This window comes from Geodermatophilus sp. SYSU D00879 (genome assembly GCF_054050375.1).
Genome location: NZ_JBJGZF010000002.1, coordinates 365667 through 380125, shown reverse-complemented (window position 1 = coordinate 380125; position 14459 = coordinate 365667). Strand labels below are relative to the sequence as shown.

At 76.6% G+C, this 14459-nt stretch carries 16 protein-coding genes; 11 read left to right on the top strand and 5 right to left on the bottom strand.

Annotation, left to right across the window (positions count from 1 at the left end):
* Nucleotides 1-57: 57 nt before the first annotated feature.
* Together ACI79B_RS05250 and ACI79B_RS05245 are read left to right on the top strand one after the other, a co-directional pair.
* Nucleotides 58-828, top strand: coding sequence for an SDR family NAD(P)-dependent oxidoreductase (locus tag ACI79B_RS05250; protein ID WP_456929410.1), 771 nt, complete (start codon nt 58-60; stop codon nt 826-828).
* A 16-nt stretch (nt 829-844) separates the two neighbouring features.
* A complete protein-coding gene (locus tag ACI79B_RS05245; protein ID WP_456929409.1) occupies nt 845-1813 on the top strand; it encodes a DNA-3-methyladenine glycosylase family protein in 969 nt (322 codons plus the stop codon).
* Nucleotides 1814-1831: 18 nt separating this feature from the next.
* On the opposite strand, the gene rfbA is transcribed toward ACI79B_RS05245, so the two are convergent.
* Genes rfbA through cofD form a run of 3 tightly spaced genes read right to left on the bottom strand, consistent with a single transcriptional unit; the run spans nt 1832 to nt 4744 of the window.
* Nucleotides 1832-2704 (bottom strand): glucose-1-phosphate thymidylyltransferase RfbA, encoded by an 873-nt coding sequence (rfbA, locus tag ACI79B_RS05240; protein ID WP_456929408.1) that lies wholly within the window; start codon nt 2702-2704, stop codon nt 1832-1834.
* 29 nt (nt 2705-2733) lie between these two features.
* Nucleotides 2734-3789: a coenzyme F420-0:L-glutamate ligase gene (locus ACI79B_RS05235; RefSeq protein WP_456929407.1), complete on the bottom strand. Its 1056-nt coding sequence runs from the start codon at nt 3787-3789 to the stop codon at nt 2734-2736.
* Nucleotides 3782-4744, bottom strand: coding sequence for a 2-phospho-L-lactate transferase (gene cofD / locus ACI79B_RS05230; RefSeq protein ID WP_456929406.1), 963 nt, complete (start codon nt 4742-4744; stop codon nt 3782-3784). Before cofD ends, ACI79B_RS05235 begins: the two co-directional genes overlap by 8 nt.
* Nucleotides 4745-5046: 302 nt before the next feature.
* Here cofD and ACI79B_RS05225 point away from each other — a divergent pair, with 302 nt between their 5' ends.
* Nucleotides 5047-5298, top strand: a complete 252-nt coding sequence (locus ACI79B_RS05225) for a WhiB family transcriptional regulator (RefSeq protein WP_456929453.1) — start codon at nt 5047-5049, stop codon at nt 5296-5298.
* A gap of 143 nt (nt 5299-5441) precedes the next feature.
* Nucleotides 5442-6344, top strand: coding sequence for a hypothetical protein (locus ACI79B_RS05220; RefSeq protein ID WP_456929405.1), 903 nt, complete (start codon nt 5442-5444; stop codon nt 6342-6344).
* Here the strand turns inward: ACI79B_RS05220 and ACI79B_RS05215 are convergent.
* Nucleotides 6319-7314, bottom strand: coding sequence for a hypothetical protein (locus ACI79B_RS05215; protein ID WP_456929404.1), 996 nt, complete (start codon nt 7312-7314; stop codon nt 6319-6321). The two genes, ACI79B_RS05220 and ACI79B_RS05215, sit on opposite strands and share 26 nt — an antisense overlap.
* Before the next feature lie 73 nt (nt 7315-7387).
* Here ACI79B_RS05215 and ACI79B_RS05210 point away from each other — a divergent pair, with 73 nt between their 5' ends.
* Nucleotides 7388-8296: a hypothetical protein gene (locus ACI79B_RS05210; protein ID WP_456929403.1), complete on the top strand. Its 909-nt coding sequence runs from the start codon at nt 7388-7390 to the stop codon at nt 8294-8296.
* A 12-nt stretch (nt 8297-8308) separates the two neighbouring features.
* On the opposite strand, the gene ACI79B_RS05205 is transcribed toward ACI79B_RS05210, so the two are convergent.
* Nucleotides 8309-8788, bottom strand: a complete 480-nt coding sequence (locus tag ACI79B_RS05205; RefSeq protein ID WP_387991485.1) for a metallopeptidase family protein — start codon at nt 8786-8788, stop codon at nt 8309-8311.
* Nucleotides 8789-8963: 175 nt separating this feature from the next.
* Between ACI79B_RS05205 and ACI79B_RS05200 the strand changes: the two genes are divergently transcribed.
* The 6 genes from ACI79B_RS05200 (at nt 8964) to manA (ending at nt 14436) form a co-directional block, all read left to right on the top strand.
* Nucleotides 8964-9314 (top strand): DUF3499 domain-containing protein, encoded by a 351-nt coding sequence (locus ACI79B_RS05200; protein WP_089402638.1) that lies wholly within the window; start codon nt 8964-8966, stop codon nt 9312-9314.
* A gap of 90 nt (nt 9315-9404) precedes the next feature.
* On the top strand, nt 9405-10766 hold the full coding sequence (locus tag ACI79B_RS05195; RefSeq protein ID WP_456929402.1) for a phosphomannomutase/phosphoglucomutase: 1362 nt from the start codon (nt 9405-9407) through the stop codon (nt 10764-10766).
* Nucleotides 10763-10984 (top strand): Trm112 family protein, encoded by a 222-nt coding sequence (locus tag ACI79B_RS05190; RefSeq protein ID WP_456929401.1) that lies wholly within the window; start codon nt 10763-10765, stop codon nt 10982-10984. Before ACI79B_RS05195 ends, ACI79B_RS05190 begins: the two co-directional genes overlap by 4 nt.
* Nucleotides 10981-12123, top strand: coding sequence for an SIS domain-containing protein (locus ACI79B_RS05185; protein WP_456929400.1), 1143 nt, complete (start codon nt 10981-10983; stop codon nt 12121-12123). The genes ACI79B_RS05190 and ACI79B_RS05185 overlap by 4 nt, the downstream gene beginning before the upstream one ends.
* A gap of 92 nt (nt 12124-12215) precedes the next feature.
* Entirely contained in the window at nt 12216-13172 is a 957-nt protein-coding gene (locus tag ACI79B_RS05180) for a DUF808 domain-containing protein (RefSeq protein WP_456929399.1), read from the top strand.
* A gap of 88 nt (nt 13173-13260) precedes the next feature.
* Nucleotides 13261-14436, top strand: a complete 1176-nt coding sequence (gene manA, locus ACI79B_RS05175; RefSeq protein ID WP_456929398.1) for a mannose-6-phosphate isomerase, class I — start codon at nt 13261-13263, stop codon at nt 14434-14436.
* Nucleotides 14437-14459: the final 23 nt, after the last annotated feature.

Below are 14459 nucleotides of genomic sequence, written 5' to 3'. Positions count from 1 at the left end.
GGCCCCTGCAGGAGGGCCGTTCCAGCACGTCACGGGGTGCGTGGTGTGATGCCGGTCATGAAGAACTTCGACGTCGCAGCTGTCGTGTCCGGTGGGGCCTCCGGCCTCGGGGAGGCCACCTCCCGTGCGCTCGCCGCGCGCGGCGCCGCGGTGACCATCGTCGACCTCAACGAGGAGCGCGGGAAGGCGCTGGCCGACGAGCTCGGCGGGCACACGACCTTCGTCCGCACCGACGTCACCGACGAGTCCCAGGTGGCCGCCGCGATCGAGGACGCCACCGGCAAGGACCGGCCGCTGCGCGTCGCGATCAACTGCGCGGGCATCGGCTGGGCGCAGCGCACGGTCGGCAAGGGCAACACCCCGCACGACCTCGACCCGTTCCTCCGCACGGTGATGGTCAACCTGGTCGGCACCTTCAACGTGCTGCGCCTGGCCGCCGCCGCGATGGCCGCCACCGAGCCGGAGGAGGACGGCGAGCGCGGCGTCGTCGTCAACACCGCCTCGATCGCCGCCTTCGACGGCCAGATCGGCCAGCTCGCCTACAGCGCCTCCAAGGGCGGCATCGTCGGCATGACCCTGCCGGCCGCGCGCGACCTGTCCAGCGTCGGCGTGCGGGTGTGCACCATCGCCCCCGGCCTGGTCGACACCCCGCTGCTCGGCGGCCTGCCCGAGGAGGCCCGCACCGCGCTGGCCAACGGCATCCCGTTCCCCAAGCGGCTGGGCCGTCCCGACGACTTCGCCCAGCTGGCGCTCGCCATCGTCGAGCACGGCTACCTCAACGGCGAGGTCATCCGGATGGACGGCGCGCTGCGCATGGCCCCCCGCTGACCCTCCGGAGACCCGTGTGACCGCTGCACCGCCGGCCCCGACCCCGCCGGCACCCGCACCTCCCGCCGTCCTCGCCGGCGCCGACTTCACCGACTGCTGGCGGCCGGACTGGCGCTTCGACCTGGAGGCGGTGCTGCGCCCGCACCAGCGGAGCGCCGGGGACCCCGCGATGCAGTGGGACGGGGACGCCGTCTGGCGGACGACGACCACCCCGTGCGGGCCGGCCACGGTGCGCGTCACGTACCGCGGCGGCGAGGTGCGCGCGCAGGCGTGGGGCCCGGGCGCGGAGTGGGCCGGCACGGCCGTGCCCGGCTGGCTCGGCGCGTTCGACGACTGCGCGGGCTTCGACCCGGACTGCCACCCGCTGGTCCGCGAGATCGCCCGGCGCACGCCCCACCTGCGGCTGGGCCGTACCGGCCGCACGTGGGACGCGCTGGTCCCGGCGGTGCTGGAGCAGAAGGTCACCGTCGTCGAGGCGCACCGGGTGTGGCGGGCGCTGCTGCGGCTGGCCGGCGACCCCGCGCCCGGCCCCGCCCCCGAGGGCATGCGGGTGCTGCCCTCGCCGCGGCGGCTGCGGGAGGTCACCGACTGGGAGTGGCACCGCTGCGGCCTCGACGGCGCCCGCCGGCGGGCGCTGCTGCACGTCGCGTCGGTCGCCCACGCGCTCGAGCCGGACGACGGCTGCGACTCGCCGACCCTGCAGCGCAAGCTGCGCACGGTGCCGGGCATCGGGGTGTGGACCGCGGCCGAGGTCGTCCAGCGCACCCACGGCTGCCCCGACACCGTCAGCTACGGCGACTACCACCTGAAGAACCTGGTGGGCTGGTCGCTGGCCGGCCGCAAGACCGACGACGACGGGATGATGGAGCTGCTCGAGCCCTGGCGCGGGCACCGGCAGCGGGTGGTGCGGCTGCTGCACGTCGGCGGGAGCATGCCGCCCCGCCGCGGCCCCCGGATGGCGCCGACGAACTACCGCCGCTTCTGACCGCGGAGGCGTCCTCCGTCAGGGGCGCGGGTCGTCCAGCAGGCCGAGCAGGTAGTCGCCGTAGCCGCTCTTGCCCAGGGGCTCGGCGGCGCGGCGCAGGCCGTCGTCGTCGAGCCAGCCCTGCCGCCAGGCGACCTCCTCGATGCAGCCGATCTTGAGGCCCTGCCGCTCCTCGACCACCGAGACGAACTCGGTCGCCTGACGCAACGACGTGAAGGTCCCGGTGTCCAGCCAGGCGGTGCCGCGGTCGAGGACGGTGACGGTCAGCCGGCCCTGCTGGAGGTAGTGCTCGTTGACCGCGGTGATCTCGAGCTCGCCGCGGGCGCTGGGCCGGATGCCGCGGGCCACCTCGACCACCGAGGACTCGTAGAAGTACAGCCCCGGCACGGCGTAGGAGCTCTTCGGCGTGGCCGGCTTCTCCTCGATGGAGAGGACCTTCCCGCCGCCGTCGAACTCCACGACGCCGTAGTCCTGCGGGTTGGCCACGTGGTAGGCGAACACGTGGCCGCCGTCGGGGGTGGGCAGTCGTCCCAGCGCCGTCCCGAGGCCCGCGCCGTAGAAGATGTTGTCGCCCAGGACCAGTGCCACGGCCTCGTCACCGACGAAACCGGCGCCGATGAGGAAGGCCTGTGCCAGACCCTCGGGCTTCTCCTGCACGGCGTACTCGATCCGCATCCCGAGCCGGCCGCCGTCGCCGAGCAGCGCCCGGAACGCGGCCTGGTCGCCCGGGGTGGTGATCACCAGCACCTCGCGGACGCCGGCCATCATCAGCGTCGACAGCGGGTAGTACACCATCGGCTTGTCGTAGACCGGCATGAGCTGCTTGCTGACCGCCTGGGTGATGGGGAACAGGCGGCTCCCCGTGCCTCCGGCCAGGATGATCCCCCGCATGACCGGCGACGGTAGCGACTGCCGGCCGGTCAGGCCCGGGGGGAGCCCAGCCACAACCTCCCGACGAGTGAGGACCCGCCCGGCGTGCCGACCGGCTCCCACCGGGTGGCCCAGCCCTCGGCGTGCAGCTGGACGAGCACGGCCCCGACGAGCGCACCGAGGTTCAGCGCGGCGGTGACCGTGGCGCGCTCGGGGAGGTGGACGTCGACCACGCCGTCGCCCTCGCCGCCGTGCCGCAGCACCACCGGGAACTCCGGCAGCGCGGCGCTGGCCACCCGGAACGCCTCGGCGACCGCCTCGCGGTCCCCGGGCCGCGGCACCAGGTCGGGGGCCGGCTGCCGGCTGGCGACGAGGTCGCGGCTGCCGTAGGGGAACAGGTCGCCGGGGCCCAGCCGCACCAGCGGGCGGGTGCCGGCGTCCTCGGCCGGCGCCTCGAACGGGAGCCCCCGGACGACGGCGACCGGCACGCCCTCGAGCTTGCCCTTGACCAGGTCAGCGGCCGCGGCGACCTCGTCGACGAGCGCCATCTGCGTGGTCTCCAGCCGGTTGCCGTGCGCGTCGACGGCGCCGCGGTGGTCGGTGAGCGCCGCGATCCCCGCCGAGCCGACGGCGACGTCGGTCAGCCCCTCCCGCCAGGTGCGGCCGAAGGTGTCGCTGACGACCACCGCCACCTCGACGCCGAGCAGCTCGCGCAGCCGGTCGCGCAGCCCGCGGGCGGAGGCGTCGGCGTCGGCGGGGAGCAGCACGAGCGAGTCGCCGGGCACGTTCGAGGCGTCGATGCCGGCGGCGGCGACCACCCAGCCGTGCCGCGTCTCGACGATCTTCAGCGGCCCGCGCCGGGCGACGACGCGCACGGTCTCCTCGTCGATCGCCCGCTGCCGCACCGCCTCGCGGTCGGCGCCCGGCGGCACCGGCACCACCCGGCCCTCCACCTTGGACACCACCTTGGAGGTCACGACGACGACGTCGCCGTCGGCCAGCCACGGTGCGGCGCCGGCGACCGCCCCCGCCAGGTCGTCGCCCGCGGTGAACTCCGGCAGCCCCCGGACGGGCAGGACCCGCAGACCCCCGGCCGGCTCAGCCATCGACGGAGACGCCCGCGGCGTCCAGCGCGGCCCGGGCCATCGCGGCCGTGGCCTCGGGGGAGCTCATGAGCAGCGGCACCGCGCGCACGTCGACGCCGGGGACGTCGGCGCGGTCGCCGGTGTGCACCAGCCAGGCGTCGAGCAGGCCGCCGTCGGACCGCGCGCCGTAGTGCCGGCCGACGCCCTCGGCGCTGACCTCGACGCCGAGCACCGGCAGGCAGCGGTCGGCCATGCCGCGCACCACGTCGCCGCCGACGATCGGGGAGATGCCGACGACCCGGCCCGGGGTGGCGCGCAGCGCGTCGCGCAGGCCGGGCACGCCGAGGATCGTGCCGATCGACACCACCGGGTTCGACGGCGCCAGCACGACGGCGTCGGCGCGGGCCAGCGCCTCGACGACGCCCGGCGCCGGGCGGGCCTGCTCGGCGCCGACCTGCACGAAGGCGTGCGGCTCCGGTTCGGCGCGGTGGCGGACCCACCACTCCTGGAAGTGGATCGCGCTGCGCCGCCCGCTGCCGGGGTCGTCGACGACGACGTGCGTCTCGACCCGCTGGTCGCTCATCGGCAGCACCGTGACCCCCGGCTGCCACCGGTCGGCGAGCGCGGTGGTGACGTCGGAGAGCGGGTAGCCGGCGTCGAGCATCCGGGTGCGGACGAGGTGGGTGGCCAGGTCGCGGTCGCCCAGGCCGAACCAGGTGGGCTCGGCGCCGTAGGCGGCCAGCTCCTCCTTGACCGTCCAGGACTCGCCGGCCCGGCCCCAGCCACGCTCGGGGTCGATGCCCCCGCCGAGGGTGTAGACCACGGTGTCGAGGTCCGGGCAGATCCGCAGCCCGTGCATCGTCACGTCGTCGCCGGTGTTGACCACCGCGGTGACCGACGAGGGCGGTGCCACCTCCCGCAGTCCGGCCAGGAACCGGGCCCCGCCGACGCCTCCGGCGAGCACGACGATCTCCACGAAAGTCATCGTGCCCCATGGGCACTTGTCCACTGTTCGACGGGCGTGTCGGGAACGTGGACGAGAAGTGACGAACGGCGTGTGACGCGTGGGGCCCGTGTGGTCAACCGCTTACACCGGGCGAAGTTGACGCTCGGGCAACGACACGCGTGTAATTCCCGCGGTGTGCGGCGCGGAGCAACCGCGTCCGGGACGAGAGCGAGAGGGGACGCATCGTCATGGCAGAGGTCTCGTGGCTGAGCGACTACATCGGCGGGTCGGAGCGGGGCTCCCGCGGCAGCGGGCCGGCCGACCCGGGCCTGATGGGGCTGCTCGGCATGGGCCTGTCCGACGACGTCCAGTCCTGGCAGGAGCGGGCGCTGTGCGCCGAGACCGACCCGGAGGCGTTCTTCCCCGAGAAGGGCGGCTCCACGCGCGAGGCGAAGAAGATCTGCACCGGCTGCGAGGTCAAGGCCGAGTGCCTGGAGTACGCGCTCGCCAACGACGAGCGGTTCGGCATCTGGGGCGGGCTCTCCGAGCGGGAGCGCCGCCGCCTGCGCCGCCGCGCCATCTGACGACGACGCCCCGGGGACGGACGGGACCGCCCAGCACACCGGCGTGCGACATCCCCTCCGCCTCTCCCGCAGCCCCCGACGGCAGCCACCGTCGGGGGCTGCTGCGTCCCGGCGCCCGGACGGCGGTGTGGTCGGATGACCCGGTGACCGGCGCGGACAGGGACACCCGGACGGCGCTGGACCGCGCCCGGGTGGTCCGCGAGGTCCGGGCCGCCGTCCCGCTCGCCCGGGAGCTCGCCGCGCCGCTGACCGCCGCCGCGCCGTGGCTGACCACCGTGCTGTCGGTGCAGTCGGCGCACCCGCGGCCGCGGCTGCTGCCCGCCGCGGTCGTCGTCGAGCCGCGCTGGTCGGGCCGGCCCGACGCCCTGGCCCTGCTCGCCCTGGCCACCGCCGGCCCGGTGGTCACCGCGACCCTCCTCGGCGACGGCCTCCCCGTCCCCGGCGGCCGCCCGCCGGCGCGGCTGCTGGCCCGCGACGGCGACGCCGCCGACCGCCTGGCCGTGGGCGTGCTCGGCCTGCTCACCGGGCTGCGCCGGCCCTGGCGGCTGCGGCTGGCCGGGCTGCCGCTGGGCGACCCGACCGTCCGGGCACTGGCCCGGCTGCGCCCCGACGCCCGGGTCGCCACCTCCCGCAGCACGCTGCTCGTCGACGGCCTGGACGACGTCGCGGCCGGCCGGGTCGTCCGCAGCCGCGACCCGCGCGACGTCGACCGCGCGCTGCCCGACCTGCTCGCCGCCGCGCCCGACGCCCGGTCCCGCGATCTCGTCCGCGCGGCCGCCCGGCTGCACGCCGCCCTGGGCCGGGTCGAGGTCGCCACGGTCACCGACGGCGGGCGGCTGCGCGCCGGGCTGCTCACGCTGGTCGACGGCGCGGACCGGCTGCCGTGGTGGGGCCGCTCCGAGATCGGCGGGCTGGGCACCGTGCGGGGCGCGCCGCTGGTCGGCGTCGCGGTGTCCGGCCGCGGCCGGGTGCTGCGGCCGGTGCTGGACCGGGCGGCCCGGCTGGTCCCGGCGCTGCCGGTCAGCCGGCGACGCGGATCCGGCTGAGCGCCGGGTCGGGCAGCGACTCGGCCCGCTCGGTGCCGAGGAACAGCGTCCCCTCCGCCGGGGCCTCGGCGCCGTCGAGCCCGCCGGCCGGGGCGACGGTGACGCTCAGGTCGTAGACCCGGCCGGTGTACGCCGGCGGCGTCGCGGTGGGCCGGGTGTAGGTGGGGAAGCGGCCGGCGAGCCGCAGCGTGTCGCCGTCGCGGGTGACGGCCAGCGCCGGGGTGGGCAGGTCGGCGTACTCGGTGGGCACCGGCGTGCACCCGGCCGCCTCCGGGTCCCCGGGCGCGGTGGTGCCCAGGCAGTTCCAGGTCGGCAGCAGCACGTGCGCCAGCGCCGTCCCGTCGGTCCCGACGCTCACGCTCACCGACGGGTAGCCCACGGTGACGCCGACCGCGCGCCGCTCCAGCACCAGCCCGCCCAGGGCCAGCCGGGCGGCGACGCCGTCGTCGCCGAGGGGCACCGACCGCGCGGCGAGCAGCCCCGCGCCGCGCTCGCCGGGCAGCGGGTCGGCGGGGACGGGCGGCAGCTCGGGCCGCGCCGTCGTGGGGGAGGCGGACGGCGTGGACGGGCCGGGGGCGGCCGCCGGGGGCGCGCTGCCGGCCACCGGTTCCGCGGGGTCCCCGCCCAGCGCGACGCCCGCGAGGACGGCGACCAGCGCCAGGGCCGCGGCGGCCAGCACGGCCACGGTGCGGGCGGACGGATCGGGTCCCGCCGGCGCCGCCGGCACGGGGGCCGCGACCGGCCGCGGCTCCGGGGCCGGGGTGCCCGGGGGTGCCTCGAGGAACCCGGGCAGGTCGTCGACGGCCCAGTGCGGGCCGGGCGGCCGCTCGGGGGGCGGGGGCTCGTCCTCCTGCCGCGGCCGGGCCGGCGCCCCCGGCCGGCTCAGCGCGAGCACCGCGACGACCGCCGCCAGCGCCACCAGGGCCACGCCGAGCACGACCCAGGAGGCGACCGGTGCGGGGGAGTCCATCCCCCTGAGCATCTCAGGGACCCGCCCCGGGCGATCCCGTGCGGCACGCCGGGGCGCCTGACACGATCCCGGCGTGGCGGAGAACCCGGGAGCGACGACGTCGGGGACGGGGTCGGCGGCCCGCGACCGGGTGGTCTCGCTGCTCGCCGAGCTGGGGGTGTCCGACCCGGTCCTCGCCGTCACCGACCTGTCCGCGCGGGTCGGTCTGGTGCAGGGCGTGCTCGCCGACCGGGTGCTCGACCTCGCCGTCACCGAGAGCGGCCGGGGCCGGCTGCAGGCCGAGCTGCGCGGCCGGCGGTGGGCCGAGGAGCGGCAGGTCGGCGTCCCCGAGGTGGTCGCCGCGGCCGACGACGGCCGGTGGCTGCTGTCCCGCCGCGTCCACCCGGCCCCCTCCGGCGGGCCGCGCTGGACCGCCGCCGCGGTCGAGGCGGCGGTGCGGATCGCGCCGCTGCCGGCGCCGGCCGGGCAGCCGTGGGAGCCGCCGGCCGGCCGGTCGCTGCGCCGCGCCCGGGCGACCGTCGAGGACGCCTCCCGGCTGGTGCGCGGCGGCGTGCGCCTGGGCGAGCTGCGGGCGGTGCGCGCGGCCGCCGCGCAGCTGCCGCTGTCCGAGGTGGCGCACGGCGACCTGCGCGCCGCCAACGTGGTCGTCGACTCCGGCGGTCCCGACGGGGACGGGCGGCTGGTGGTCCTCGAGTGGTCCGGCGTCCGGCCCGCGCCCCGGCACCGCGACCTGCTCACGCTGTGGGCCACCACGCCCGACGCGCAGGACCGGGCGCAGGTCGGGGAGGTGGTGCTCTCCCGCACCGCCGGCTGGGAGGAGCCCGACGTCGGGCTGCTGTGGCACGCCGTCGCCCTCGAGCAGCTGGTGGCGCGGCTGACCCGCGCCGACCGCGGCGACGGCCTGGACACCCCCTTCGCCCGCGCCCGCCTCTCCGAGGCCCGCGCGATGGCCGCCGAGCTGGGCAGCCCGGTCGGCCGCTGACCGCGGCCTCGCTCAGCCGGTGGGGTCGATCTCCTCCGGGTCGCGGCCGAGCAGCACCGCCACCTGGTCCACGACGACGTCGCGCACGAGGTCGGCGAGGTCGTCGCGGTCGTGCGCCCGGATCTCCAGCGGCCGCCGGTAGACGACGATCCGCGCCGGCACCTCCCGCCCGTCCTCGCGGTGCGCCGGCAGCACCCGCGCCAGCGGCACCGTGCCGTCGTCGAGGACGTCGGGGTCGAGCACCACCTCGTCGGGGCTGGTGTGGTCGACCCAGGGCACGTCCTCGACGGCGAACTCGACGCCGGCCAGCTCCCGCTCCCAGCGGCGCTCGAGGTCCTCGACCGCGTCGAGCACCAGGTCGTCGAACTGCTCGGCGCGGCTGCGCGCGAGGGGGACCTCGTCGGGGACGAGGCGGCCCCGCAGGCCCCGGCCGTGCCGGTCGCGGCGGGACCGGGCGGGCCGGGAGCGGTCGGGACGGACGGGTCGGCTCATGGCGGGGCGAGCGTACGGCGCATCGCCGGGGCGGGGCAGCGGGACGCGGCCGTGCCCCCGGTGACGGGGCGCGCGGGGACGTCGGGTTGGATGGGAACGGAGGGGCGCCGGTCCGGTGTGCCTGTCGCCGACTTCCTGGGTACGCGGCTACTGTGCCCAGCGTGAGGAACCGGTGGTGAGGCAGTCACGTCGCTGCAGTCGCAGCGGCTGCGCGCAACCGGCGGCGGCGACACTGACCTACGTCTACGCCGAGTCGACCGCTGTCGTCGGCCCGTTGGCCACGTTCTCCGAGCCGCACAGCTACGACCTCTGCGAGTTCCACGCCGAGCGGCTCACCGTGCCGCGCGGCTGGGAGGTCGTCCGGCACGAGATCGACGTCGAGGACTCCGGCCCGACCGGGGACGACCTGCTCGCACTGGCCGACGCCGTCCGCGAGGCGGCCCGCCCCGAGCCGCCGCGCGCCCCGGCCGACGACGGCCGCGGCACCCGCCGCGGCCACCTGCGCGTCCTGCCCGACCTCGACTAGCCCGGCCCTCCCGGGAGCCGGGTCCCGCGCCCGCCGATAGGGTCGGCCGGACCGGGGGACGCGCCCGGCCAGTCCAGGCGAGGGTGGGCAGTGACGGACCTGTCGGCGATCATCAAGGCCTACGACGTCCGGGGCGTGGTCCCCGACCAGTGGGACGAGGACGTCGCGCGGCGCATCGGCGCCGCCTTCGCCGAGTTCGTCACCACCGAGAGCGGCGCCACCGCCGTCGTCACCGCGCACGACATGCGCCCGTCCTCGGTGCCGCTGTCCCGGGCCTTCGCCGAGGGCGTCCTGTCCCGCGGCGTCGACGTCCTCGAGGCGGGCCTGGGCTCCACCGACCTGCTCTACTTCGCCGCCGGCTCGCTGGACGTGCCCGGCGCGATGTTCACCGCCAGCCACAACCCGGCGCAGTACAACGGCATCAAGCTCTGCCGCGCCGGGGCCGCCCCGGTGGGTCAGGAGTCCGGGCTGGCCACGGTCCGCGAGTGGGCCGAGCGCGACTCCTACGACCGCGTGCCCGACCGCGTCGCCGAGATCGGCCGGCGGGACCTGCTGCCCGACTACGCCGCGCACCTGCGCGGGCTGGTCGACCTGTCCCGGATCCGCCCGCTGAGGGTCGTCGTCGACGCCGGCAACGGCATGGGCGGGCACACCGTCCCCGTCGTCCTGGCCGGTCTGCCGCTCGACGTCGTCCCGCTGTACTTCGAGCTCGACGGCACCTTCCCCAACCACGAGGCCAACCCGCTGGACCCGGCCAACCTGGTCGACCTGCAGGAGGCGGTCCGCCGCGAGGGCGCCGACATCGGCCTGGCCTTCGACGGCGACGCCGACCGGGTGTTCGTCGTCGACGAGCGCGGCGAGCCGGTGAGCCCCTCGGCGATCACCGCGCTGGTCGCCGTCCGCGAGCTGGCCAAGGGCCGGGGGACCACGGTGATCCACAACCTGATCACCTCGCGGGCGGTGCCCGAGATCGTCCGCGAGCACGGCGGCACCCCGGTGCGCACGCGGGTCGGGCACTCGTTCATCAAGGCCGAGATGGCCCACACCGACGCGGTGTTCGGCGGCGAGCACTCCGCGCACTACTACTTCCGCGACTTCTGGCGCGCCGACACCGGGATGCTCGCCGCGATGCACGTGCTGGCCGCGCTCGGCGAGCAGGGCCGGCCGCTGTCGGAGCTGACCGCCGCCTACAGCCGCTACGCCGCCTCCGGCGAGATCAACTCCACCGTGGCCGACGCCGCGGAGCGGGCGAAGGTGGTCCGGGAGGCGTTCGAGGCCGACGGCGCGACGGTCGACGAGCTCGACGGGCTGACCGTCGACCTGCCCGACGGCTCGTGGTTCAACCTGCGGGCCAGCAACACCGAGCCGCTGCTGCGGCTCAACGTCGAGGCGCCCGACCGGGCGCGGATGGAACAGCTCAGGGACCGGGTGCTGGGGATGGTGCGCGCATGACGCAGGGGACGACGCAGGGACCGCTGGGCCTGGACCCGCTGCTGCTGGAGGTCCTCGCCTGCCCGGACACCCACCACAGCCCGCTGACCGTCGACGAGGCGGCGAGCGAGCTGGTGTGCCCGACGTGCGACCGGGGCTTCCCCGTCCGGGACGGCATCCCGGTGCTGCTGCTCGACGAGGCGCGCACCCGCGGCGGCGGGGGGACGGCGGGCCGATGACCTCGCCCGAGCTGGCCGAGGAGGTCCTCGACGACCTCGACGTCCTGCGCGCCCGCGACCCGCGCGGTCTGCTGCCGGCCGTCGCCGGTGCCGGGGCGCAGGTGCGCGAGACCGCGCGGCTGACCGAGGAGGCCGGGCTGGGCCGGGTCACCGAGGGCGGCCGCCCGCGCGGGCTGGTGATCGTCGCCCGGCGCGAGGGGGCGGTGGCGGCGTCGGTGCTGCGGGCGCTGCTCGGCCCGTCCAGCCCGGTCACCGTCGACGTCGTCCCCGGCCCGGACCTGCCGGTGTGGACCGGCCCGACCGACATCGCCGTCGTCGCCACCCGCACCGGCGCCGGCCGCTACGCGGTGACCCCGGCCTACGAGGCGGCCCGGCGCGGGGTGACCCTGCTGGGCATCGGCGCCGACGACGCCCCGCTGCGGGCGGCCTGCTCGACCGCGCGGATGCCCTACGTGCCGCTGCCGCGCTCGCGGGTGCGGCACACCACCCTGTGGTCGCTGCTCACCCCGCTGCTGCGGCTGGCCACCGACCTCGGGCTGCTGCGGCCCGAGGCCGCCGACCCGGAGGGGATCGCCGCGGCCCTCGACGAGGTCGCCGCCGAGTGCGGCCCCGCGCGCGAGTCGTTCACCAACCCGGCCAAGACCCTCGCCCTCGAGCTGCTCGACGCGTTCCCCGTCATCGCCGCCGAGGGGCCGCTGGCCGGCACCGCGGCCGCCCGCTTCGCCGACCAGCTGGCCACCCTCGCCGGCCTGCCGACCAGTGGGTTCCGGCTGCCCGACCAGCGCGTGGCCGCCTGCGCGGTGCTCGGCGGGCCGCTGGCGCCGCGCGACGTCGACGACTTCTTCCGCGACCGCGCCGAGGACACCGGCCGCCGGCTGCGGCTGCTCACCATCCGCGACACCGACGCCGCCGACCACGACGGCGCCGGCGAGCGGGAGCCCCGCTCGGCGTACGAGGCGATGAGCGAGGTGCTGCGCACCGCGGCGGCCAACAACGTGCCGGTGAGCGGGCTGGCCGAGCACGGCGAGCCCGAGCGCCACGGCCGGCTGCCCCGCCTGGCGCGGCAGATGGCGGTGGCCGACTTCACCGCCGTCTACCTCGCGCTGGCCCTGGACCAGGAGCGGGCGCTGCGGCGCTGAGACCGGATCGGTGTCCGGGCGGCCGGTCCGGGGTACCGGATCGCGATCGACCGTGAGCGCACCCGACTGCTGACCGACTGGAAGGACCTCCCGTGGCCGGTGGACTCGTAGCCCTGTTCGACGACGTGGCACTGCTGGCCCGCGCCGCGGCCGCCTCCATCGACGACGTCGGGGCCGCCGCCGCCAAGGCCGGCGTCAAGGCCGCCGGGGTCGTCGTCGACGACACCGCGGTGACGCCGCAGTACGTGCAGGGCATCGCCGCCGAGCGCGAGGTCCCGATCGTCAAGCGCATCGCGATCGGGTCGCTGCGCAACAAGCTGCTGATCATCCTGCCCGCGATCCTGCTGCTCAGCGAGTTCCTGCCATGGCTGCTCACGCCGATCCTCATGCTCGGCGGCGCCTACCTCTGCTACGAGGGCACCGAGAAGATCTGGCACCGGCTGCGCGGCCACTCCGCCGCGCACGGCGACGCCGAGGGGCAGCCGCCGGACGAGGACACCCTCGTGCGCGGCGCCGTCCGCACCGACCTCATCCTGTCGGCCGAGATCATGGTCATCTCGCTGAACGAGGTGGCGAGCGAGGGCTTCTGGTCGCGGCTGGCCATCCTCGCCGTCGTCGGCGTCCTGATCACCGTCCTCGTGTACGGCGTCGTCGCCCTCATCGTGAAGATGGACGACGCCGGCCTGCGGCTGTCCCGGTCGGGGAAGAAGGGCGTGGCCGGGCTCGGCCGCGGGCTGGTCCGGGGCATGCCGAAGCTGCTCACCGCGCTCACCGTCGTCGGGACCGCCGCGATGCTGTGGGTCGGCGGGCACATCCTGCTGGTGGGCAGCGACGAGCTCGGGCTGCACGCCGTCTACGGCGTGGTGCACCACCTGGAGGAGGCGGCGCACGAGGCCACCGGCGCCCTCGGCGGGGTCGTGGGGTGGCTGGTCAACACGTTCGCCAGCGCGCTGGTCGGGCTGGTCGTCGGCGCGGTGGTCGTCGCCGTCGTGACCCTGCTGTTCCACCGGAGGAAGACGCCGGCCGCCGGCGGGGCCGCCGCCCACTGAGCCGGGGCACCCCTTCCGGGGGAGGGGAGGGGATCCGCGGCGCCGGAAGGCCGGACAGGCGCGCTACCCGGCAGTAGCCTCCCCGGTGATGTGGCAGCTGACCAGTGCGGTCCGGCACTACCCCTGGGGTAGCCGCACCGTCATCCCCGAACTGCTGGGCGAGCCCGTCCCGGCCGAGCAGCCCTACGCGGAGCTCTGGATGGGCGGGCACCCCGACCAGCCCAGCGTGCTGTCGGACGGCACGCCGCTGGACAAGGCGATCGCGGAGCAGCCCGACGCCCTGCTCGGGCCCGCGGTGCACGAGCGCTTCGGCCCGCGGCTGCCGTTCCTCATGAAGGTGCTGGCCGCCGACAGCCCGCTGTCGCTGCAGGCGCACCCGACCATGGCGCAGGCGCGGGCCGGCTTCGCCGCGGAGGAGGCGGCCGGGGTCCCCAAGGACGACCCGACGCGCACCTTCAAGGACCCGTGGCACAAGCCGGAGCTGCTGCTCGCGCTTACCACCTTCGAGGCGCTGTGCGGCTTCCGGCCGGTCGAGGAGTCGCTGCACTGCCTGGCCAAGCTGCAGCTGCCCGAGCTCAAGCCGACCATCGCGGCGCTGGCCCGCGGCGGGCTGCAGGCGGCGATCCCCCAGCTGCTCGCGCTGTCGGGCAAGCGGCGCACGCACCTGGTGGAGGTCGTCGCGCACAAGGCGGCGGAGTTCGTCGCCGCGCACGACCCGGAGTTCATCAACACCTACCGGTGGGCCACGATCCTGGCCGAGGAGTACCCGGGCGACCCCGGCGTGGTCATCTCGCTGATGTGCAACCACCTCAAGCTCGCCCCCGGTGAGGCGGTCTTCCTGCCGGCCGGGAACCTGCACGCCTACCTGTCCGGGGCCGGCGTCGAGGTCATGGCCAGCTCGGACAACGTGCTGCGCGGCGGGCTGACGAACAAGCACGTCGACCTCGCCGCGCTCATCGAGGTGCTCGACTTCTCCGACGGAAAGATCCCGGTGCTGCACCCGGTGCTCGGTCCCGGCGGGCTGCGCTACCCGGTGCCGGTCGACGACTTCGACCTCACCCGCTGCCAGCTCGACGAGCTCGCCGGGTCCCTGAGCACCCGCGGCCCGCAGGTCCTGCTGTGCACCGAGGGGGAGGCGGTCCTCGAGTCCGCGGACGGCGAGGTCCGGCTGACCAGGGGGCGGTCGGCGTTCGTGCCGGCCGGCGCCCCGGTCACCGCCCGCGGCCCCGCGGTCCTCTACCGGGCGACCACGAACCTGCGCTGACGCCGCGCGTGTCGCGGCCGCCG

What these genes read in the sequence shown, in the direction of transcription:
- ACI79B_RS05250 (WP_456929410.1), top strand. Translation starts at nt 58, where the DNA reads ATGAAGAACTTCGACGTCGCAGCTGTCGTGTCCGGTGGGGCCTCCGGC.
- rfbA (WP_456929408.1), bottom strand. Translation starts at nt 2,704, where the DNA reads ATGCGGGGGATCATCCTGGCCGGAGGCACGGGGAGCCGCCTGTTCCCC.
- ACI79B_RS05235 (WP_456929407.1), bottom strand. Translation starts at nt 3,789, where the DNA reads ATGGCTGAGCCGGCCGGGGGTCTGCGGGTCCTGCCCGTCCGGGGGCTG.
- ACI79B_RS05225 (WP_456929453.1), top strand. Translation starts at nt 5,047, where the DNA reads ATGGGGCTGCTCGGCATGGGCCTGTCCGACGACGTCCAGTCCTGGCAG.
- ACI79B_RS05215 (WP_456929404.1), bottom strand. Translation starts at nt 7,314, where the DNA reads ATGGACTCCCCCGCACCGGTCGCCTCCTGGGTCGTGCTCGGCGTGGCC.
- ACI79B_RS05205 (WP_387991485.1), bottom strand. Translation starts at nt 8,788, where the DNA reads ATGAGCCGACCCGTCCGTCCCGACCGCTCCCGGCCCGCCCGGTCCCGC.
- ACI79B_RS05190 (WP_456929401.1), top strand. Translation starts at nt 10,763, where the DNA reads ATGACGCAGGGGACGACGCAGGGACCGCTGGGCCTGGACCCGCTGCTG.
- ACI79B_RS05185 (WP_456929400.1), top strand. Translation starts at nt 10,981, where the DNA reads ATGACCTCGCCCGAGCTGGCCGAGGAGGTCCTCGACGACCTCGACGTC.
- manA (WP_456929398.1), top strand. Translation starts at nt 13,261, where the DNA reads ATGTGGCAGCTGACCAGTGCGGTCCGGCACTACCCCTGGGGTAGCCGC.